Source organism: Candidatus Eisenbacteria bacterium, from assembly GCA_005893275.1.
Taxonomy (GTDB): Bacteria; Eisenbacteria; RBG-16-71-46; order SZUA-252; family SZUA-252; genus WS-7.
In genome coordinates this window covers 33,826-54,680 of sequence record VBOW01000022.1, presented here as the reverse complement: position 1 = coordinate 54,680, position 20,855 = coordinate 33,826, and the positions used below count along the sequence as shown (strand labels likewise).

General features: G+C 64.3%; 14 protein-coding genes. 8 read left to right on the top strand and 6 right to left on the bottom strand.

Going from position 1 to position 20,855, the window contains the following annotated elements:
• Window positions 1-2,407: hypothetical protein (locus E6K76_04830; protein TMQ59395.1), on the bottom strand; the 2,407-nt coding region annotated here is incomplete at its 3' end.
• 507 nt (window positions 2,408-2,914) lie between these two features.
• Between E6K76_04830 and E6K76_04825 the strand changes: the two genes are divergently transcribed.
• From E6K76_04825 to E6K76_04795, 7 genes are all read left to right on the top strand, one after another.
• Window positions 2,915-4,195: an efflux RND transporter periplasmic adaptor subunit gene (locus tag E6K76_04825; protein TMQ59394.1), complete on the top strand. Its 1,281-nt coding sequence runs from the start codon at window positions 2,915-2,917 to the stop codon at window positions 4,193-4,195.
• Complete coding sequence (locus tag E6K76_04820) at window positions 4,192-5,430, top strand: ABC transporter permease (protein TMQ59393.1); 1,239 nt, start codon at window positions 4,192-4,194, stop codon at window positions 5,428-5,430. The genes E6K76_04825 and E6K76_04820 overlap by 4 nt, the downstream gene beginning before the upstream one ends.
• Window positions 5,431-5,453: 23 nt before the next feature.
• Window positions 5,454-6,701: an FtsX-like permease family protein gene (locus E6K76_04815; GenBank protein ID TMQ59392.1), complete on the top strand. Its 1,248-nt coding sequence runs from the start codon at window positions 5,454-5,456 to the stop codon at window positions 6,699-6,701.
• A 42-nt stretch (window positions 6,702-6,743) separates the two neighbouring features.
• On the top strand, window positions 6,744-8,954 hold the full coding sequence (locus E6K76_04810; protein ID TMQ59391.1) for a hypothetical protein: 2,211 nt from the start codon (window positions 6,744-6,746) through the stop codon (window positions 8,952-8,954).
• Between the two features lie 274 nt (window positions 8,955-9,228).
• Window positions 9,229-9,837 (top strand): hypothetical protein, encoded by a 609-nt coding sequence (locus E6K76_04805; protein TMQ59390.1) that lies wholly within the window; start codon window positions 9,229-9,231, stop codon window positions 9,835-9,837.
• A gap of 104 nt (window positions 9,838-9,941) precedes the next feature.
• Window positions 9,942-10,358, top strand: a complete 417-nt coding sequence (locus E6K76_04800; GenBank protein TMQ59389.1) for a hypothetical protein — start codon at window positions 9,942-9,944, stop codon at window positions 10,356-10,358.
• A 68-nt stretch (window positions 10,359-10,426) separates the two neighbouring features.
• Window positions 10,427-11,707 carry an OmpA family protein gene (locus E6K76_04795; GenBank protein TMQ59388.1) on the top strand — a complete coding sequence of 427 codons (1,281 nt, stop codon included), beginning with the start codon at window positions 10,427-10,429 and terminating at the stop codon, window positions 11,705-11,707.
• 194 nt (window positions 11,708-11,901) lie between these two features.
• Here the strand turns inward: E6K76_04795 and E6K76_04790 are convergent, their stop codons facing one another.
• The 5 genes from E6K76_04790 to E6K76_04770 all read right to left on the bottom strand — a co-directional run bounded on the left by E6K76_04790 (window position 11,902) and on the right by E6K76_04770 (window position 19,831).
• Window positions 11,902-13,377: a hypothetical protein gene (locus E6K76_04790; protein ID TMQ59387.1), complete on the bottom strand. Its 1,476-nt coding sequence runs from the start codon at window positions 13,375-13,377 to the stop codon at window positions 11,902-11,904.
• Window positions 13,378-13,455: 78 nt separating this feature from the next.
• Window positions 13,456-14,805 (bottom strand): aminopeptidase P family protein, encoded by a 1,350-nt coding sequence (locus E6K76_04785; GenBank protein TMQ59386.1) that lies wholly within the window; start codon window positions 14,803-14,805, stop codon window positions 13,456-13,458.
• Window positions 14,806-14,877: 72 nt separating this feature from the next.
• Window positions 14,878-16,539: a choice-of-anchor D domain-containing protein gene (locus E6K76_04780; protein TMQ59385.1), complete on the bottom strand. Its 1,662-nt coding sequence runs from the start codon at window positions 16,537-16,539 to the stop codon at window positions 14,878-14,880.
• A 310-nt stretch (window positions 16,540-16,849) separates the two neighbouring features.
• Window positions 16,850-17,491: a hypothetical protein gene (locus E6K76_04775; protein TMQ59384.1), complete on the bottom strand. Its 642-nt coding sequence runs from the start codon at window positions 17,489-17,491 to the stop codon at window positions 16,850-16,852.
• Between the two features lie 174 nt (window positions 17,492-17,665).
• The gene (locus E6K76_04770) at window positions 17,666-19,831 is read right to left on the bottom strand and encodes a hypothetical protein (GenBank protein TMQ59383.1); all 2,166 of its coding nucleotides are present in this window, start codon (window positions 19,829-19,831) and stop codon (window positions 17,666-17,668) included.
• A gap of 445 nt (window positions 19,832-20,276) precedes the next feature.
• Here E6K76_04770 and E6K76_04765 point away from each other — a divergent pair, with 445 nt between their 5' ends.
• Window positions 20,277-20,789 carry a CHRD domain-containing protein gene (locus E6K76_04765; GenBank protein TMQ59382.1) on the top strand — a complete coding sequence of 171 codons (513 nt, stop codon included), beginning with the start codon at window positions 20,277-20,279 and terminating at the stop codon, window positions 20,787-20,789.
• The last annotated feature ends 66 nt before the right edge of the window (window positions 20,790-20,855 follow it).

Here is a 20,855-nt window from a genome sequence, read left to right as displayed (position 1 = left end):
TCGCCACCCGTATCAACGCGTCGTAGCCCCCTCCGAACAGCCCGCTCGCGTCGAACGTCACCGCCACATCCACGCTCCCCCCAGGAGATACGGTCCCGGATCCTGGCTCGAAGGACAGCCATCGGCGTCCCATGATGGTTCCGTGCCCACTGTCCGGGAACCAGTCGGTGGGTCCGAAGTTGTCCCCGAGGACGCCCGTCACGTCGATGGATCCGTCGTCATTGCCGAGGAGGGCAAGAGGCGCTGTAAAGCGCAGCGTCCTGGGCCCGACCTCGACCGGAATCGACGCCACAACCGTCCCGGAAAAGGCATCGCGAAGGCTCAGCACACCCGCGCCGAGCGTGAAGAAGTCAAACTCGAATTCGGTCCCGATGTCCTGGAACCCGTTCCCAAAGCTGGGCGGGCGACCGGTGTCGCGGTTTTGATCAATGTCGAGGGACAGAAATCCGCCGAAATTGAACGGATTGATTTCCGTGCTGAATTCCATCTCGACTTGGAGATTCCCGCGCTCACTCAAGGCCCGCAGCTCGATCAAATCCACGATCGGCGCGTCGCCGGGCGGATCCGTGATGACGCTCGGGAGCGTAGTCGCTCCGGTTCTTCGGCTCGCAGACGGCGGCGCCGGGCCCGAGGTGGCGGCCGCGGCACGCGCATAATCGCTCCATTGGAGCGGGGGCCCCGCGGTGCCGGCGGGCGGGAGCCCCGCGGCGCCGGCGGGTGACGCCCCGCCGGAACCCGGCGGGGCGGGCGAGAAGGAGACGTCGATACCGAAGTCGAGGGTTCCGCCCGTAAGGTTTCTCAAGGTGAGCGTCCGAGTTGTCACGGCGCCCGTGAGGAGGGCGGCCGAAAGCGAGTCAGGAGAGACCTGGATATCGGGAGCTTCGAGCGTGCTGGCGCTCACAACGTTGGAAATGGGAGATGCGTTGCCGAACTCGTCCCGCGCTTTCATCGCGACGTAGTAGGTCGTCGCGGAGGAGAGACCCTGGATCACGATGCGCTCGTGACTTCCCGCCGCGGCAGGCCGGGGCGCGCCCTGGAATCGCGGCGCGGCGTTGAAATTGTCCTCATGAATCGCGAACGCGGCGTAGCGGATGTCGTACTCGGATGCGGTTCCGTTTCTCCCGTCATCCCCGGTCGCGGTCCACTCGACCGTGATGGTGTTCGAGCCCGTCCCGAGGGCGGCTAGGTCCAGAATCGGATCGGGAGGGATCGAGTCGGACCCTTGAAGCGCTCGGGCGGCGTTCAGCCTTCCTCCGGTGAGGACGAGGCCGCTCAACGAGGGAATTCGGTCCACGGAATTGAGAAGGAGCGCCTTCGCGGAGGCGATGGCAATTCCCGGGTAGCGCGCCAGCACCAGCGCGAGCGCTCCCGAAACGTGCGGCGTGGCCATGGAGGTTCCGTTGAACACGGAGTAGGTGTTCCCCGGCGTCGTGCTCAGAATCCCGACGCCCGGCGCGCCCAGGTCCACCGACTCCAGGCCGTAGTTCGAGAAGCTCGCCTTCGAGTCGGACGGGGTGGTCGCGGCGACGGAGATGATGTTGGGGAGGTCGAATCCGGACGGGTAGTTGGGAAAGATATCGGTGTTCTGGCCCTCGTTGCCGGCGGCGGCCACGAAGAGGATTCCGGCGTTATTCGCGTCGAAGATCGCCTGCCGCAACGCTTCCGAAAATCCACCCCCACCCCAGCTGGCGCTCATGATCTGGACGCCCATCATTGTGGCGTACTCAACGCAACCGATGGCTCCGGCCGTCGTCCCGAAGCCATCCGCGCCCAAGAACTTGAGCGGCATGAGGCGGACATGCCAGTTCACGCCGACCACGCCGACCCCGTTGTTCCCGACCGCCCCGACCGTCCCCGCCACATGGGTTCCGTGACCGGCGTCGTCTCGCGGGTCGTTGTCGAAGTTTCGAAAATCCCAGCCCCGGACGTCGTCCACGAATCCATTCCCGTCATCGTCGCGGCCGTTGCCCGGGATCTCCCGGGGGTTGGTGTAGATATTCGCGGCGAGATCGGGGTGCGTATAGTCGATGCCGGTGTCGATGATCGCGACCACGATGTCCCTGGATCCGGTGGTCACGTCCCAGGCGTCGAGCGCGCTGATATCCGCGCCCGGGGTCCCACCGGCGACCTGGCCGGTGTTGTGGAGACCCCACAGCAGGGGGAAGTCCGGATCGTCCGGTACGACGGATGCCTGGTAGAGGTAGTTCGGCTCGATGAACTCGACCGCCCGGTGACCGCGGTACCGATGGATCGCGCTCTCGACCGAAATTCCGGAGATGCGCTCATGGTCGGCCCGAATTCGGCGGAAGTGTTTCAGCCGGGTAGCATGCAGATCGGAAAGAATGCCGACGACGTCGCTCCGCGACGCGTCGGGCTTGAATTTGATGATCACCTCCCCCGCCTTCATCGATGGCGAAGCCGCCCAAACGATCGACGCGAAGGACGCCCCGGCGACAAGGAGGGCCCAGAGGAGGGTACACAAGATGGCAGAAGGGGACGGCTCCCTCGAATGAGGGACGCTTGAATGAGGTATGGAGCTGCGGGCCGTCTGCACTGGCTCCTCCCAAGCCGTGGCGCGCCAATACGGAAACGAGAACGAATGCCTATCCAGCCAAACTGGGGAGGATTTTTGCGCGGCCGCGGAGGGACCGTTCCCACTGCGACCGCGAACGCAAATCTATCACATTCTCGCGACTGCGATCCGCCTTGAAATCCACCTTCCGGTGCAAGAACAGAACCGACTTGAAATTAGCGGATCACGCCCTCCTTGCGCGGACTCTCGGGAAATAGTGCTTCGGGGCGCGACTTTCGTCCAAATCTGCCGTAACCTAGGACCCGCTCCGGCCGTATTCTTGTCGTCATTCGGGGCACCACATAAGGCATTGACTCGGAAGAGACTGGAGGCTGCTGGTCCATGAAGATGAAGAGAAAACCCCTCTTGATCGGAGCCGCTATCCTCGTGGTGGTCGCGGTCGTCAGCGGCATGGCTCTACGCGGTCACGGGAGCAAGACGCCGGAAGTGCAAACGGCCAAGGTCGTCCGCCAGAAGATCGTGCAAAGGGTGAACGGCACCGGGAAGATCCAGCCCAAGACCCAAGTGGAGATCAGCGCGGACGTGAGCGCCAAGATCACCAGACTTCCGGTCGTCGAGGGGCAATGGGTGGAAAAGGGCGCCCTCCTGGTGGAATTAGCTCGCGAGCGGTACGTCGCCGCCGTGGAAAGCGCCGTGGCCAGCGTGAGCTCCGCCGAGGCGAACGCGTCTTTGGTGAGCGAGAACATGAGCAGGGCGGAAAACGAATACAAGCGGTCGAAGGAGCTCCTGGCGGGCAAGCTGGAGTCGCAGGCGTCGTTCGAGGCGAAGCAGGCCGAGTACCGGGTCGAGGTGGCGCGCCACAAGTCGGCGACGGACCAGGTGCAGCAAGCCCAGGCCGCTCTGAAGCAGGCGCGCGACGATCTCTCCAAGACCACGATCTACGCTCCCATGTCCGGCACGATCAGCGCCCTCAAGAAGGAGCAGGGCGAGATCGCCCTCGGCTCCCAGTTCCAGAAGGATGTCATCCTGGTGGTCGCCGATCTCAGGTCAATGGAAGCCCAGGTCAACGTGGACGAGAACGACATCATGTCCGTCGCGATCGGCCAGCCGGCCGAGATCGAGGTGGACGCCCTTCCGAATCAGAGGTTGAAGGGCGTCGTGTCGGAGATCGCCAGCAGCGCCAATTCCGCCGGGGCGGGAACTTCCGAGCAGAAAACCGAATTCGAGATCAAAATCAGCATCATCGATCCCCCCAAGACGCTCCGCCCCGGCATGACGGCGAGCGCCGACATCATCACCAAGACGAACGAGAACGCCCTAAGCGTGCCCCTGCAGAGCGTTGCGGTCCGAACCGTGGATCAGCTCGCGCTGAAGGGAGAGAAGCGGAAAGAGGCCGAGGCACGATACAAAGCCGATCGAGACGGTTTCGTGGAGATCGTGTTCTGCATCGACAATGGCCGGGCGGTCGCCCGGCAGGTCAAGACCGGCATCCAGAGCGATGAATTGATCGAGATCCTCGACGGTCTCAAGGAGGGGGATGAAATCGTGACGGGCAGCTACCGGGCGATTTCCAAGGATCTCGAAAACGGCGCCCAGGTGACGATCAACAACAGCAAGAAGCCGTCCGACCGGGCGAAAGGGAGCGGGGCCCCCACGGGATGAACCTTGCGCTCAGTCTCGGCGAGTCGCTCAGGATCGCCCTCCGCGCGCTCCGCGCGAACAAGGCCCGCGGGTCCCTGACAACGCTGGGCATCATCATCGGCATTGTCGCTGTCGTGGTCACCATGACCGCCGCGAACGGGCTTCAGAACAAATTTCGCGAGAGTTTCGCCTCGGTCGGCACCGATGTGATCTATGTGTCTCGCATGCCGTGGGTGGTCATGAACGATTTCTTCCTGTACCGGAACCGCCCGAATCTGGATCTTCGCGAGGCGCGCGCGCTGGAAGACAAACTGCGCGGGAGGGCGATCGTCAATCCAACCATGGACGGCCGGCAGGACGTGAAGTACCGGGCGGAAACCATGGACGGCGTGGTCATCATCGGGACCACGGAAAAGCAGACGCGGCTGTCCAGCGCGCAGCCGCAGAGCGGCCGTTTCCTTCTTCCGTTCGACGTCGCCTACAAGAAGAACGTTTGCGTGATCGGCACCGACGTCCGCGACGGCGTGTTCGGAACCGTGAATCCCCTCAACAAGAACATCAAGATCGGCCGTTCCGTGTTCCGGGTGATCGGGGTCATGGAAAAACAAGGCGGGAGTTTCCTCGGCGGGCCGAATTTCGACCGGCAGGTCTTCGTGCCGATCACGTCCTACGTCAAGGCGTTCGGCGGCGCCCACGGCCGCCAGGACGTGAACGTCGCGGTCAAGGCCCCTTCCCAGGAACTCGTAGGCGACCTCGAGTTCGAAGTGATCGGCGAGATGAGAAAGATCCGCGAGCTGCGGCCGACCCAGCCCGACGACTTCTCCATCAACAAGCTGGACACCCTCGTGGGTGCCTTCAACAACACGATGGGCGTCGTCATTCTCGTGGGTCTGATCGTGACGAGCATTTCGCTGTTCGTCGGCGCTGTGGGGGTGATGAACATCATGTTCGTGTCGGTTACGGAGCGCACACGGGAGATCGGGGTGCGAATGGCGATCGGAGCGACGCGACAGAGCATTCTGCTGCAGTTCCTGTTCGAGTCATCCGCCATCTGCCTGCTGGGTGGGACGATCGGAATCGTGCTCGCGTACCTCTTGACCCTGGTGATCAACGCCACCCTGATGCCCGCAAGCATTTCCATACCCATCCTGATCATCGCGGTCGTGGTCTCGATCGCGGTCGGAATCATGGCCGGCGTGGCCCCGGCGTATCGGGGAGCCCTGCTGGATCCCATTGAGTCCCTGCGTTATGAGTAGGCTCGCCGGTGGAGGCTGTCTCCATGCGACCGCTTGACACGGTGTTCATGTCGTTGGGAGCGATCGTCAGCAACAAGCTGAGATCGATCCTGACCCTTGTGGGCATTGTGGCGGGAGTCGCATCGATCATCGCCGTGATGACAGGGATCTCCGTGGTGCAGGGCACCTTGGAGCGCGAAATGAGCGTCCTGGGCGCGCAGACGTTCCAGGTTCAGAAATGGCCGGCGGGCGGATTCCATTCGGACGCCCAGCGGCGGAAGGCCATGCTCCGGCCGCCGCTCACGCTGGAGAACGCTGAGGCCATCCGGAGGCACGTCGAGTCCGCGGATATCGTCGGGTCGGAAATCTGGGACTTTGGGTTCGTCGCGCAGTACAAGGGAGAGTCCACGAATCCGAACGTCTCGATCTGCGGCGGAACGCCGGAGTATGCACCCAACAACACCCACTATGTCGGGCTGGGACGGAATCTCTCTCAGATCGATGTGAAGACCGCGCGGAAGGTGGCGGTCATCGGCCACGCGATCGGGAAAAAGCTCTATCCCTTCACCGATCCTATTGGAAAAGAAATCCGGGTCGACGGTCGCAAATACGAAGTGGTCGGGGTTTTTGACGAGAAGAAATCCGCTTTCGGGGGAAGCTTCGACAACTACGTCTTGATTCCGGTCACGACATTCGTGAGTACCTACGGGCTGGTGGGGCGGGATGGATTTTCTCGGTCCGTCAACATCACGGTGCACGCGAAGACGCCCGAGCTCATCGACAACGCCATCGAAGAAACGCGCCGAGTGTTGCGGCATGACCGGGGCCTGAAGCCGGGCCAGGAGGACAATTTCGAGTTCTTCAACAGCGCAAGCCTCATTACACAGTTCAATAAGATGAGCATGGGCGTGAAGCTCGCGGCGTTTGTCATCGGTATCATCGCATTGGTCGTGGCCGGCATCGGTATCATGAACATCATGCTGGTCGCGGTGACCGAACGAACCAGGGAAATCGGCATTCGCAAGGCGCTGGGGGCCAAACCCGTGAGCATCCTGACCCAGTTTCTCCTGGAGGCGGTCATCCTTTGCAACATCGGCGGCCTGATCGGCGTCCTGGTCGGCTTCGGTTTGGGGAACCTCGTGGCCGCGTTCACTCACTTCGACGTGAGGGTGCCCATGGAATGGGCCGTCATCGGGCTCCTCTTCTGCTCTGCGGTGGGAGTGACCTTCGGTCTCTTGCCCGCGGTACGGGCGTCACGGCTTCACCCGATCGACGCCCTGCGCCACGAGTAGGGCGACGGAGTCGAGCGCCACCGTCGTGGTATCCTGCATCGGATGCCTCGAGGGAAAGCTCCAGATCGCGCCTCTCCAGCCCATCACGCACGTCCGGTCGCTCTTCGCCCGCTTCAATGGATCACGCTGGCTCTCCTGTTCCTCCTCCCCACCGTGTTCGTCCGCACGGTGCTCGACGCGTTCGAATTCCCGAAGCTGGAGCTCCTCGCTACCGGCTCCGTGCTCCTCTGGACGCTCGGCGCCTTCCGGGAATCGGCGCGCGCCGGCGCCGCCGGAGGGACCGCGTGGCTCGCGGCGCTGCCACAACGCCTCACGGCGTGGGTGCGGGCGGATCCGCTCGGCGCCGGGGTCGCGGCCTACGTCGGCTCGGCCCTCGTCTCGACCGTATGCTCGATGCGGCCCACGCTCAGCTTCTTCGGCGCGCCCGAGAGTTTCGCCGGGTTAAAGACCGCGATCGCGACGGCCAGCCTGTTCTTCGCCTCACGCTCCCTCGCCTCCCACCCGCGCTGGTTCCATCTCATGACAAGGGCCGCCTGCGTCGGTGCCGCCATTGCGGCGGGCTATGCCTTGCTTCAGCTCCTGAAGCTCGACCCGTACGCTTGGGCCGGAAACGCGACTTTTGGAGGAGAGAATCGGGTCTTCGGAACGCTCGCCCATCCGAATCTGCTTGGCGCCTACCTTGTCATGTCGCTTCCGCTCACCGCGCGGATCGCGGCGCGCGCAAAGACCCCGCTCGTGAGGGTCGCGTGGATGGTCATGGGTGCGGTGGCCTTCATGATCGTCATCGCGACGCTCTCACGCGGCGCCTGGATCAGCCTCGCGGTGGCGGGCGCCGCATACGCGTTGCTCGCCACGCGCGGTGCGCGGGCAACAAGCCCCTCCCCGGCCGGGCGGGGCGGGCCGCCCGCGTCCGGTCTCCTCCGGGCGGTCCTCGTGGCGCTCCTCGCGGTCAGTTTTCTTCTGATCTCGGCGCCGCGGCTTCGCTCGGCGCTTCGCCAGCGAATCAGCCAGATCGCTGACCTCAGCGCACCGACAACACAATCCCGACTCCAGCTCTGGAAGGCCGGCCTCCGGATGGGTGCGGATCATCCGATCCTGGGAGCGGGTCTGGACTGTTACGGAAGCGCCTTCCCCGCCTATCGAAGCGCCGAATATGTGCGGATCGAGTGGGGCGGAAATCCCACGAAGGCGCACAGCGAAATGATCAACATCTTCGCGACGCAGGGATCCCTTGGCGTGGTCACAGCTCTGGCCGTCGTGCTTCTTGCGGCGGGCGCCGTGTGGCGGTCGACCGCGAGCAGGAATCCCGTGACCCGTGGCGACGCGGTCGCGGCCGGCGCTGCCCTGGCCGGATTCGCCGGGCAGGCCCTGACCGGCTTCACCGTTGTGGCCGTCGGCGCGCTGGCCGCTTCGCTGGCCGGATGGCTGGCTTGGGCGGACCGCGCCGACACGGTGACGCCCGAGCCTGTGCCGCCCGCCAGGAACCCATCGGCGCCGGGCTGGATGACGGGTCTTGTGATCCTCGCGGGCGGAGCCGCGTTCTTCGTTCCGGTCGTCCTGACCCCGTGGCGCGCAGCTCGGATCGAGTATGCGGCGTCCCGGAATCCGATCGGGAGCCCGTTGCGAGCCGAGGGATACGCGCGGGCCGCGGCGCTTCTGCCGTGGTACGACCGGTACGAGTGGGAGGCGGGAAGGTCGCTCCTCATCGAGGCGGTTCAATCGCGCGACCAGACATGGCAGACACTGGAGCGGGCAAGAGGAGCGCTGGAGAGCGCGATCCGGATTGATCCCCGAAGCGGCACCCACCGGGCTTACCTCGCGCGGGTCCTTTCCTCGGAGGCGCTGCTTCGTCCCACAAGCGAGACGCGGGCACGGGTCAGCCTCACGGCGAAGGAGGCCGTCGCGCGGGACCCGCTGGACCCGTACGTGATCGTGCTCACGGAACAGTCCCTCATGGCCGCGGGGCTCGACGGCGAGGCCCGTGAGCTGGCGCTTCGTTGCGCGAATCTCTACCCCGACTTCGCGCAGCCCTTCGCGGACATTGGATCCATTGCCCTCCGCCAAAATCGTTACGGAGACGCCGCCGATACGCTGGCCATTGCGGTGCGGAAGGATTGGCGCGAAGACCTGCCGGGCCACGCGGTGGCATGGGAAAATCTCTCGGCCGCGTATGCGAAGCTCGGAAAGTATGGGGAAGCCCATGCCGCAGCAGAGAGTGCTCTCCGACTGAACGCTGGTCGCCGGGAGCCTTAGCCGATTCCGATCGGCGGCATCTGGAACAAGACCGCACGAATCTAAGTAATACTTCCTAAGAAGCGACGCCGCTCGTTTGGCTCGATGGAGCCACGGGAGGGAGCGACGCGCTCCCGGGCCCCCGCCGCAAACGCCAAGTCGGGAAATCCGAAGCGGTGGCCCGACCCAGCCGCATGGGCAGGCTGCAGTCCACGGCCACGCAGTGCTCCTCGCGACCGCAGTCAGTCCTGCCCGACCGGAACCGAAATCCGACCCGGACGATTCGGAGGCCGATGTGCTGTTCGATGCTGTACGCGATGTCTCGGTCAGCTTGTCCACCCTCGTGGCGGCGGGTCTTGCGTTCGTTGGGCTGAACGCGTGGCGCCGCCAGCTGAGGGGGACGACCGAGTACCAGATCGCGCTCAAGACGCTGAAGGCGATCTACGCTCTTCGAGAGTCCATCACCGAAGCCCGCAGACGATTCGGGGTCGTCCCCTATCCTGGCCAACGACCGAGCGGCGATAGAGGGCACGTGTCTGAAGTGCTCCGCGCCGCGCAATCCTATCGCCGGCGCCTCACCGCGGTCGGCACGTGTCGCGCGGACCTTCTGCTGGCGGAACAGGAAGCGCTCGCCGTGTGGGGCGATCGGGCGAGGGACGCGCTCGCGAAGCTGCTTCTCGCGGTCGACGAACTCTTGGCGACGTACGATCAGTACTTCGACGCCGAGCTCGCGCGCGCCCGGAGGAAAGACCACGAGGGCAAGGAGGAGGAACCGAGCGCGAACGATATCGTCATGTACCGCATCCTCTATTCGAATCCGGAGGAGAACAAAGATCCCTTCGGGAAGAGGATCGCAAGGTCATCGGGCCTGGCGGAGGCGTTCTATCGCGACAGGCTCAAATAGCGGCCTGGCACGGGGCCGCAGGTTGGAATAGTCTACGGCCGTAGGCTCGCCCCGCGAAAATCCCGGCTGCTCGGGACCGAGGGCCAGTGAGAAGGAGAGACACTATGGCCGACAGAGTAAGGAAAGTGAGCTACTGCTACCCGATCGTTCCCCACCGCTCCGGACAGGGCGCCAGGGTGCTCGGCGAGATCAGGAAGGCCGGCGTGAACCTCCTGGCGCACGTCGGCTTTCCGGTCGGCGGCGGCCGAGCGCAGCTCGATCTCATGACCCACGACATGGCGCGACTCCGCGCCGTGGCGCGGAAAAACCACTGGAGGCTCAGCACGATCAAGAGGGCATTCCTCGTCCAGGGGAACGATCGGGTCGGAGCGGTCCACGCGCACTTCCAGCGTTTGGCCGACGCGAATGTGAACGTCACGGCGGCGGCCGGTGTCGCGGCTGGAAAGGGCCGCTACGGCCTGATCCTCTGGGTGAAGCCGAGGGACTACGGGCGCGCCGCGAAGGCGCTTCGCGCTGTGTAGAGCCTCTCGACACCTCCCGAGAAGAGGACTAAACTCCCGGCCGCGGATCTTCCGCTGAGCGCTCCGGTTTGCTGACCTCGACACCGGCCGCGATCGCCGAGCTTCGGAACGCGCATCTCGGCATGGGAGGCATCATGCACCGCACGATTCGTCGTCTCGCCGCACTCATCTCCTGCCTCGGGGTGCTCTCCTTGCCCGCGACCGCGGGGGCGCAGCTCGGGGACATTGCGAAAAAAGCCAAGGAGAAGGCCGCGCAGAAGGCCAAAGAAGCCGCAGAGAAAGACAAAAACCGCGAGACCAAGCCGGACTCGAAGCAAGGGACCGATCCGGCCACCGGCACCGACACCTCAGGCGCGGCCGCTGCGCCCGGGGCCGAAAGCCTCAAGCCGGGGGAGGGTCTGTGGCTCAACTATGATTTCGTCCCAGGCGACCGCGTCATGTTCTTCGACGACTTTAGCCGGGACCCGGTCGGCAATTTCCCGCAGCGCCTCGAGCTGACCGAGGGCAACATGGAAATCGCGGAATGGAACGGCTCGCGCTGGCTCCGCTCCAGCACCTCCGGCTCGTTCGTCGTGCCCCTCTCCGAGGCGCTCCCGGAGCGCTTCACGTTGGAATTCGACTACTACGCCCCCTGGCAGTGGAACTCCATCGAAGTAGCCTGCGAGCTGCCCGATGACACGCCGGAACGAGGCGCATACACCAAGGTGGTCTACAGCACGTGGGAGAAGAAAGGCGGTCTCAAGCGCTTCGATAACAGCAAGAACCTGGCCTTCGCCGAGCTTGCTGCCGGCGCGGACAAGAACATCATCCACTGCCGGGCCCTGGCGGATGGCAGGTATGTGAAGGTGTATGCGAACGAGATGCGCGTGGCCAACTTCCCCAGCACAAACTTCGGTCGATCGAAGGGCTTGCGCTTCTTCTTCGTGGATACCGACGCGGGGCGTCCGGCCATGATCGGCAATCTGCGGGTGGCCGCCAGCGAGAAGCGTCTCTACGAGTCGCTCGTGACGGCAGGGCGCGTGGCAACGCACGGGATCTTCTTCGACACGGGCTCGGACGCCATTCGCCCGGAGTCCACGCCGACCCTCAAAGAGATCGGCCAGATGCTCCGGGACCACGCGGAGCTGAAGCTAAGCATTGAAGGGCACACGGACGACGTGGGCGACGACGCCTCGAACCTGTCCTTGAGCGAAAAGCGCGCGAACGCCGTGCGTGCCTACCTGGTCGGCAGCGGGATCCAGGGGGAACGCATCCAGACCAAGGGCCTCGGCGAGACGAAGCCGGTCGCTCCGAACACCACGCCGGAGGGATGCCAGAATAATCGCCGAGTGGAGCTGGTGAAGATCTGATTGGATCGACGCGGTGGCCCGGGGCGAGGGGCCGAGGCGCAACACCGGACCGGGGCCGGTTTCACTCCCGGAGGAATCCGGACGACCCGTCATACTCCGAAGCATCACTCGTCACGAGGAAGTGCGGCGTACCGCTCAGGTTGACGGTGTAGGCGACGCGGCGGACGAATCCTCCGGGCACGCCCGGTTCCGGCTCAATGCACCATCATCTGCACATTCTCGGGCCCTTCCTTGTCCGGCGACATGCGGGCAAAGACGAGCATCCGGTCTCGCGAGCAGATCGTGTTGGTTCGAAGCCTTGCGCCCGCCACCGGTACATACTTCCAGGCGGAGTCCGCGTCATAGAACGCCGCCCGTCTCGTTACCGGATTGACGGCGGCGTATTGCCTGAACCAGGCGGGAAAGATGACGAGGTATTTCGGCCTGTACTGTTTGAGGTTTTCGGGAAACGACCTGAGAGGGGAGACGAGCCCCACAAGGTCGACGATGTAGCACCCGCTGAAGTAGCCCATCGCGCCGACATCATTCACGGCAATGGTGTCCCCGGGGCTCGCGCTTGCGCGGATGGTCTCGGCGAGAAGGCGTTGCATGTCATTGATATTCTCTACGTTCCAACCGTGCACGATGCCCTTCCGCTCCACGCTTCGGACCTGCCATGCCACGCAAAAAAGGGCCGCGGCGAACAGGCCGACCTTCCACCTTCGCCCGAGGGCGCGACCGCTGGCATGGTTCAGCCCCTCGGCCGCCAGCAGAACACCGAAAGGAATCACGGGCATCATGTAGCGTCCATGAGATCCGCTCGAAGCGCCGAATATCGCAAGCCCCAGCGGAAGGCCGAGTATGAAGGCGGCCAGCGCAGGAAACCGCCGGGCCATGAGGACCGCGCCGATCATCATCGCGGGAAGAAGGACGATGGAATGCTCGGGAACGTCCCAGCGGCGCATTGCCAGGCCCCAGAGCGGCGCCCAGCGCTGGAGCATCTCCCAAATTTGAGGCAACACTCCCGGGCCGAAATGAGTTTTTACCAGGACAGAGTTCGGAAGAAATCTTCCGCCAACGACGTAGTTGAAGGCGAAGAAGGCGGCGAGAACGGGGGCAACCACGAGAAGGGTCGTTCCCATGCCCCGGGCGGTGAGCTTCGGCCTCAAGAAGAGGCCCATCAGGGCCAGCAACAATCCATCGGGCCGGAGCCAAACGCCGAGCGACCAGCAGAGCGCCGCCAGGATCCATCGTTCCTTCGTGTAGCAGTAGATGCCCAGGCAGTTGAGGAAGATATAGGGTGCGATCTCCATCCCCGAGAGAGCGCCCCAGAGCAGCGAGGGCGAGATGCCGACAAGCAGACCGACCCATAGTGGTCTGAGATGGCTTCGCGGAGTGAGGTTCCGGGCTGCCAGGTACATGAGCACACTCGATCCGCACAGACATGCGATGCCGAAGACCTTCGCGCTCCAGACGACCTCGTGAAAGAGTCGATAGAAGAGCGCGAGGATCAGGGCATAGAGCGGTCCCGTGGCTCCAGCAACCCGTTCGCCGGCGTTGAATGAATATCCCTTGCCTGTCGCAATGTTGCGCGCGAACGTAGCGTAGATCCACGAGTCGTCCAGGGAGAAACCCCATCGCCCCGCGATCCTGTGCTCCGAATAGAGGAACCACCCGGCGCCGGCGATCACCGCGCCTACCAGCAGCGCGCAAGACCAGAACGTAGCCGACGGAGCTCTCCGCTGTGAGGTCACTGGAATCAGCGCCGCTTACCGCTCGCGCATCATTCTCTCGACCGAGTCGGGATCACGCGGCAGCGCGGCTGTGAGCAACCGAAAGCCGCTCGGCGTCACCAGCACCTCGTCCTCGATGCGAACGCCGAGAGATTTCTCCGGAATGTAGATCCCAGGCTCGACGGTGATGACCATGCCCGCCTGTAAGGGCTTCCGGTAAAGCCCGGAGTCGTGCACGTCGAGTCCCACGAAATGTCCCAGGCCATGGATGAAGTAGTCGCGGTAGCCGGCCGCGCGAATGACCTCTTCGGCCTTGCGGTGGATGTCTTCGTAGTACACGCCGGGTCTGATCATGTCCATGCAGGCCTGCTGGGCCCGGAGCACCACTTCGTATACCTTGCGCTGCTCGGGGGTAAAGTGTCCGTCGGCGGGATAGGTGCGGGTGACGTCGGCGGAGTAGTGGCCGTAGTCCGAGCCGATGTCCACCACGACGAGCGAGCCGGGGCCGATGGTTTGGTTGTGCTCCGGGTAGTGGAGAACCGTGCTGTTCCGTCCGGAGCCCACGATGGGCGGGAAGCCCGGGCGAACGGCACCGCCGCGCTTGAATTCCAGATCAATCAGCCCCGCAACCCAGTTCTCTTCCACACCCGGCCTAATGGAGCGAGCGGCCGCGTGCTGAGCGGAGACCGTCGCGGCGATGGCCTTCTCCATGTAGTCGAGCTCGCGCGGCTCCTTGACGGAGCGTAAGCCGGGCAGGACATCCGTGCGGTTCTTGATGCTCAGACCGGGCAGCTTGGAGCTGAGCTTGCCGTAGAGCTCCATCTCGGGCCCGGCCGGCGAGTCGGGCCCTCCGGGATCGCTGATTAGTTGAAGGGTGTTGGTCGTCTGGAGGAGACCCATCAGGTTTCCGCCCAGAGCGGTCGTGCGAGAAATGCGCTCGATGCCTGTAGTCCGGCGAAGCGAGTCCCCGATGTCGGGGCGAATTCCGGTCCAATGCTCGTCGTCCGGATCCCGCGGCTTCAAGAACAGCCGCTCTTTGTAGACACGTTCCTCAGGCGAAAGCACGAGCACCGCACCGGCTTCGCTCAAGCCTGTGAGGTAGTAGAAATCGGCGTCCGGGCGATAACCGTCCGCGTCTTCCTCCCCCCGCGCGTAAAGCACGGCGATTCCTCCACCCAGCGCTTTCATGACCCTCGCGCGCCGCGCCTGGTAGACGATGGGCGCGAAGGGCTTCGCTGGGGGAATGGGTTCATCGGCGGAGAGGCTGCAGGGCAGGGGCAACACGAGCGCGGCAAGTGCGAGAGCGGCATAGCGATTCCGCGATGGCATGGCACGACCTCCCGTGAACGTGCGGTTTTCGTGTGCGGCGTTCGCAGTATACGCCATAGCGCCAAGGCCCCGGTGCGCTCCCGCACCGGGGCCTGTATTTCGACCGAGAGCCCGAAAGAAAGGGTCGGCTTACTTCATGACGACGAGCTTGGAAACCGAGGTCTCATCCAGCGCGATTGTCTTCACAAAGTAGACGCCCGACACCACGCGCTCGCCGCGGTCGTCGAGGCCGTCCCACCTCACCTCGTGGGCGCCCGCTACCGTGTACTCACCCTCCTTCAGCGTCCGAACGAGCCTGCCGCCGACCGAGAAGATTCGGATCGAAACGGGGCCGCTGTCTCCAACCCTGAAGGAGATGGCCGTCCCGTCCCGCTGGAACGGATTCGGAGCCGCGGCCGAAATCACCTGGGAGGAACCGATCTTGACCACGTCGATCGTTCCGCGCACCGGTACGTGGTCGCCGCGCGTCAGGGCTTTGATCACCAGCGTGACGCTGGCGCCGTTGGGGACATGTGAGAGAAGCGGCTTGATCGACGAGGATCTGAAGTGCACGTCCAAATCCGCGAAGGCATTCCCGTTGATGTCCTCGATCTTCGGCGTCTTCCTGTCGGAGTTGGCGATCTCCGACACCGTGCCCGCGTTGGGGTAGGTCGTGCCCATCCGGATCGTGGCCACATCGATGTCGGTCAGCGGACGGTCGAAGGTCTCGATGCCGAAGAGATTCTGGCCTTTGCCGGAGGTGGAGATGGTGTCGGTTGCCCCCGTGGCACGGACGATGTCGGCCCGAATGAAGTTCACGATCGTGGCGCCCGTGGTCGCCGTGCGGCTGAGCGGCGGCGAGCCGTTGTCGGTCACCGTGAGGCTTACGACGTAGCCCCCCGGCGAGGCGTAGGCGTGGCTCGGGGTGGGCCCCGAGCCCGACGCGCCGTCGCCGAAGTTCCAGTCAAAGGTCAAGGTCTGGCCGCCATCGGGATCGCTCGAGGCCGAGCCGTCCATCTGCAGTGGAATCCCGGTGAGCCCGCTGTACGGACCGTCCGGATTCGCAGTCGGCGGTCTGTTGTCGGCGGTGACCATCAGCGTGAAGGAAGCAGACGAGCTGGCGCTGCCGTCGCTCACCGAGATCGAGATCGGGTGGCTACCCGCCGAGTCCGGGTTCGGCCAATCCAGCGTACCGGTCGAAGTATCGAAGGTCGCCCCGATCGGGAGGCCGGTGATGGACCAGCTGAGGGGGTCTTCCTCGGAGTCGACGGCGGTGGCCGTGAGCGTGAAAGGGACGAAGGCGGCGGCGTCATAGTTCGAAGCGAGCGCCGGATCGAACACCGGGGCGTTGTTCGCGAAGCCGATGAGAAGGATCGTGAAGTTGCCGTTGCTCGCGTCGCTCACGATGGTCACGTTGTCCGTTTTGGCGCCGCTGCCCACGGGCATGTAGGAAGTCGACAAGGTTCTCGTGTCCCCCGGGGCGAGCGTCGCGGGCAACGCACCGGCGTCCGCGCCGAAACCGACGCCCGCATTGCTGTGTGTCAGATCGGAGATGTGAAGATCCGCATCGCCTGTATTCGTGATCGTGAAGTCGAAGGCCTCCGAGCTGGAGCCGACGTTCACGCGGCCGAAGTCGTGCGACGATTGTGAAGCGCTGATGACCGGGCCGCTGACGGCGGTAGCGCGGACGGCAAGGCCGGACGAGGTGACCTCGGCCGAAGCCATGGCGAATCCACTGGGGAAGGCAACCAGCGCGAGAGCGACGATGGAAAAGGGGACGACTCGAGGCATTCCACGGGACATTGCATCCATCAGGCACCTCCGCGGTTCGCTTCAGGGGACGAAAAAACCAATCCGGCGCGGAGCTCGCAGCAAGCTTTCCTTGGAAACGAGCTTGTGCTGAGAACAGAAAATGCCGCGGGCCTTTGGGCCCACGGCATCCGTGTTTACGAATCGAGCTTGTTAGAAGAATTCCAAACTGTGCTTCCGATCATCAGATCCCCCAAGCTACTGCGCGGGGTTTGGACTCTTCCGATGACACCGTCACTGTACCACAGGCCGCGCTCATTCACAAGACCAATATCGCGCCCGGGACGACCGACCGCACGCGTTGGCCTGGCGCTCAGCGGTAAATCCTCTTGATCTGCCCCCAGCTCGTGCCCTTCACGTCAGTCGGGGCTCCCTCGGTGACGCTCATCGACGTCGTATACGTGTAGTCCGTGGCGCCCGCGCTGCCGTTGTTGTCGCAGGCGGCCCCGGCCGCATAGAACGTCACCGTCCCGGTTCCCACCGGCGGAGCGATCCAGTAGAATCCCCACCCGGCGCCGTCGAGCGTATCGGCGTAGGTGCCATCAAAGCCCCTGCTCGTCGTTTGGGAGATATATGTGATTCCGGCCTGGGTCTGGCCGATTACATGCGGGTCGGGGGTGTCGTCGAGCGTCCCCGCCATCGAGCCGCCGCCGTTCAAGGCGGTAGCCTCGAAGCCCCAACGCCTGCTCCCGAGACGTTCGAGCGCCACGACGACGCCATAGCCCTGACCCGGCGTGTACTCCGCAGGCAGGCCGACAATCAGGAGACTCCCCTGCCCGTCGTCCAAGCCGCCGCTGTGGCAGCTCACGCAGGTGCCCTGGCTTGGTGCCCCCGTCAACGCGGGATCGGGCATGGCGGACTTCGCGACGAGCGAATTGGGTCGCGAAAAATCGAGAGAGAGACCACCGAGAGCAATGCCCAAGATTCCCACAACGAGCGTAGCCGTCCGCCTCATCCGGTACCTCCTCACCTTGGACGGCTCGCACGCCTGCCCCCCCGGGCCGCGCGGCCTCGCCGCCGTATCCCACGCCGCCACCCCCCGAGCGATTGTGCCTCAGGGAAGGCCCAAAAGTTGCGAGAATCTCATTCCCGCCGGGACCCGGACGCGGCGGGGCTCATGGCCTCGGAGCTACCGGTCGACCACGACCTTCAACGCCGGTCCGGGCGCGCCCCCCTCCAACCGGATGAGATAAATCCCGGAGCCAACGGGGCGACCGTCCGATTTCCGCCCGTCCCAGGATGCGCGCGTTCCGGCGCCCAACGCCGCCTGCCACCGCTTCACGAGGCGCCCCTGGACGTCATAGACCGCGAATGTATGCGCGTGAGCCTCGGCTCCGGGGACCGTCAGCTCCACCGGAATCGCACCAGGAGTGGAAACCAGTCGGAGCGACGTCAGCGCCGTCTGCGTCCCGCGCGGCGCGACGACGCGAACCTCGGCAAACCCCCGGAAGATCTCCCCTGTCTTCAACGACCCACTCACCTCGAGCCGATCGGTTCCTGTCGAGAGGAGAGGCTCGAGCGGATCCCGGGCAAACCGGACCGTCAGGTCGGGAACGCCGTCGCCGTGCACACCCCACATCACGCTCGACGTGTCCGCGGATACCGTTCCGGCGAGTCGCACGGTCGAAGGCTCCACGTCCGACACCGCGAAATCCGCTGCCTCCGGTTGGATTGTCGCCAGGACCCAGCCTCCGCGGGTCTCCGTGTTGATGGTCTCGGGGTAGAGAGTCACAACCGCGGGCTTCACGGGCGGCCACTCGAAGCGGAACGCGCGATAGGTCGCGGTGCCGGGGTCGAAGGTCAGCTCGGAAACGATCGTTCCGTCTGCCGCGACCTCGGTGAGGGTCGGCGTCGTGGCGCCCCAGGCGATCAACGTGTTCCCGTTGGAGAAGCGCTGGACATAGCCCAACGCCGCGCCGAAGACATCGGGGTTGAGGCGATACTGCCAGACGAGCGTAGCGGTTTTCTGCGCCTCGTCGATCGCGTACTCCACCGCCCTCGAGAAGAGCGGCAGCCGGAAATTGCCGTTATCGAACAGAACGATGTGTCCGTTCGGCAGTCGCCGGACGGCGTGCTGGTGGGAAAAGAGGATCGGATCATTGACAAACGTGAACTGATTGTTCTTGCCGCCCAACCTCCAGAGGATCTCGCCTGTGACCCGGCTGATTTTGGTCACCTCGTTCATGTGCCGGGAGGAGAGGATGAAGTTCCCCTCCGGATCGACATCGATCGAGTTGCCGTGGACGTAGTCGACCAGCGCTCCCGTCAGGGAGTGCGAGACGATATCCGTGATCTGAAAGTGATCCCAGCTCCGCCATTGGAACACCACGTTTTTCTCCCGGTCCAGCTCCTGGATGATGAGCCCGATCACCGTCGCGTCCTGCATGCCCCCCCTCGCTATCAGGCTCAGGTCGACGATCTCGGGGTCGTAGCTCATCAGGACAGCATGGCCGTTGGGAAGAAGGAGCAGGTCGTGGCCATCGGTCGAGTAGCCGTTGCCGCAGCGGAAGCTGTCCACCACCGCGTAGCGGGCGTTCAGCGCATAGAAACCACCGGCAACGGCGTCGAAGTAGGTCAGCGGTCCGTCCGGCTGCATCTTGAAGTCGAGGCCCACTCCCGCGAGCTTTCGGTAGAAGAAGGGTCTCCCGTCGTTCTCGAGGATCATAAGGTAGGTGGGGAGCCGGGGCCCTCCGAAAGCGATGTTGCCCAGGAAGAGCCGTCCGGGGGTGGGCGTGCCGTGCACCGCGGCTCGGATGTGCGGAAAATCGGGCGGTAGTGAGTCGGCGAGGGCCGCGCTCTGCAGAGCGCTTGTCGCGGCGAAGCCGCCCGGCGCGGGCGGAGGGTTCTCGTCAACGTCCGCGGGAATCGGAAAATCACGCAAGGTCTCGCGCACCGGGCCCGCGACCGTGAAGGTGAACTCGAACGGCGGAACCGGTCCGCGATCGTTCGTCGTGAGTCCCACCCCGAGCCGGCAGGTGACGATCTCACCGAATGTGAAGGGGATGTTCGGCTGGAACGTCAGGGTCCGGTGATCGTCCGACAACCGAAGGCGTCCCTCATGCAAACCGGAAGTCGATCCGCTGAGCTGGAGGAGCGAACCTTCGGCGACCGAGGCGGCGTCCACGATCCCGCCCGGGCGAAGAATGATGTTCGTCTCGGGGAGAACCAGAGCGGAGCCGGGGATTGGTGAGACAAATTCAAGTTCGGGCAGGCCTGCGACCGCAGCCGCGGCAGGGGCGAGTAACGACGCCGCGGACAGGGCCGCGACAGCGAGCACTCGTGGAAAACGCACCATCGGGGGATTTCGTCCGGGACCCAAGCACCATCATGCCGCCGCCCGACACCTGCACCGACTCATACAGCGCGCACCATGGTAGCCCTTCTACGAAGGACACGAAAGGGCATGTTGTGACCGCGCGCTTCTACGGAGCGCCGAGGGGAGTATGCGATCTCCGTCGAATTGCGGACACGGTGCCGAGAATTGGCCGGCATGCGACGTGGTCATCTGACCGGTTTCGTACGTGGGGAGCGCTCGTGCGTGCGCTCCGAGATTTGCCGCGCTCTGATCCCTCCATAGTTATAGGCGGCGGGTGGCGGAGCGGCCCGAACCTTGCTGCCCCACGGCGCCGGAACTCGCCGATTCGGAAGTCCCGGACTCGACGAGATTCCGATCATCCAATGCCGACGAACCCGGCTGGAATCTCCGATCGACGTGATCGGTACATCTATGGAGGACAATCATGACACGGATCCGTCAGCTTAGCTTCGCGGTTGCCACGCTGTTCCTGGTTGGTGCTCCACTCTCCGCCCAGGCAGCGTCAAAGGTGTTTACGGCGCATCTCACGGGCGACCAAGTAGTGCCCGCGAGGCAGACGAATGCCAATGGGCAGGCGCACTTCACGCTCAACCAAGACGAGACGCAGTTGGAGTTCCGCCTCACGGTCTCGAATATTGAAAACGTGATCGGGGCGAACCTTTATGTCGGTGCTCCCGGAGAAAACGGGACGATTGTCGCGACCATCTTCGGGCCGGTCGCCCCGGGTGGCGGCAAGACGACTGGGGTTCTCGCGAAAGGAACCATTACCGCGGCGAATCTTGTTGGAAGCCTTGCGGGACGCCCGATGTCTGACTTGACTTCAGCCATCAGAGCGGGAAACACGTACGTCAGCGTACTCACCGATGATGGACAGGGAGCGTCGGATCAAAAACCAGGGGACTTTGCATCCGGCGAAATCCGCGGTCAGATCCGATAACTCGAAGCAGCTTTAGAGAGTCGACGTTCATTCGGGTTCGAAGGCAACACGGCCCCGGCGGCGCAT

Bases quoted from the DNA above. Each gene is read 5' to 3' on its own strand.
- E6K76_04825 (TMQ59394.1), top strand. From the start codon at position 2,915: ATGAAGATGAAGAGAAAACCCCTCTTGATCGGAGCCGCTATCCTCGTG.
- E6K76_04820 (TMQ59393.1), top strand. From the start codon at position 4,192: ATGAACCTTGCGCTCAGTCTCGGCGAGTCGCTCAGGATCGCCCTCCGC.
- E6K76_04815 (TMQ59392.1), top strand. From the start codon at position 5,454: ATGCGACCGCTTGACACGGTGTTCATGTCGTTGGGAGCGATCGTCAGC.
- E6K76_04810 (TMQ59391.1), top strand. From the start codon at position 6,744: ATGCCTCGAGGGAAAGCTCCAGATCGCGCCTCTCCAGCCCATCACGCA.
- E6K76_04800 (TMQ59389.1), top strand. From the start codon at position 9,942: ATGGCCGACAGAGTAAGGAAAGTGAGCTACTGCTACCCGATCGTTCCC.
- E6K76_04785 (TMQ59386.1), bottom strand. From the start codon at position 14,805: ATGGCGTATACTGCGAACGCCGCACACGAAAACCGCACGTTCACGGGA.
- E6K76_04780 (TMQ59385.1), bottom strand. From the start codon at position 16,539: ATGGATGCAATGTCCCGTGGAATGCCTCGAGTCGTCCCCTTTTCCATC.
- E6K76_04775 (TMQ59384.1), bottom strand. From the start codon at position 17,491: ATGAGGCGGACGGCTACGCTCGTTGTGGGAATCTTGGGCATTGCTCTC.
- E6K76_04770 (TMQ59383.1), bottom strand. From the start codon at position 19,831: ATGGTGCGTTTTCCACGAGTGCTCGCTGTCGCGGCCCTGTCCGCGGCG.
- E6K76_04765 (TMQ59382.1), top strand. From the start codon at position 20,277: ATGACACGGATCCGTCAGCTTAGCTTCGCGGTTGCCACGCTGTTCCTG.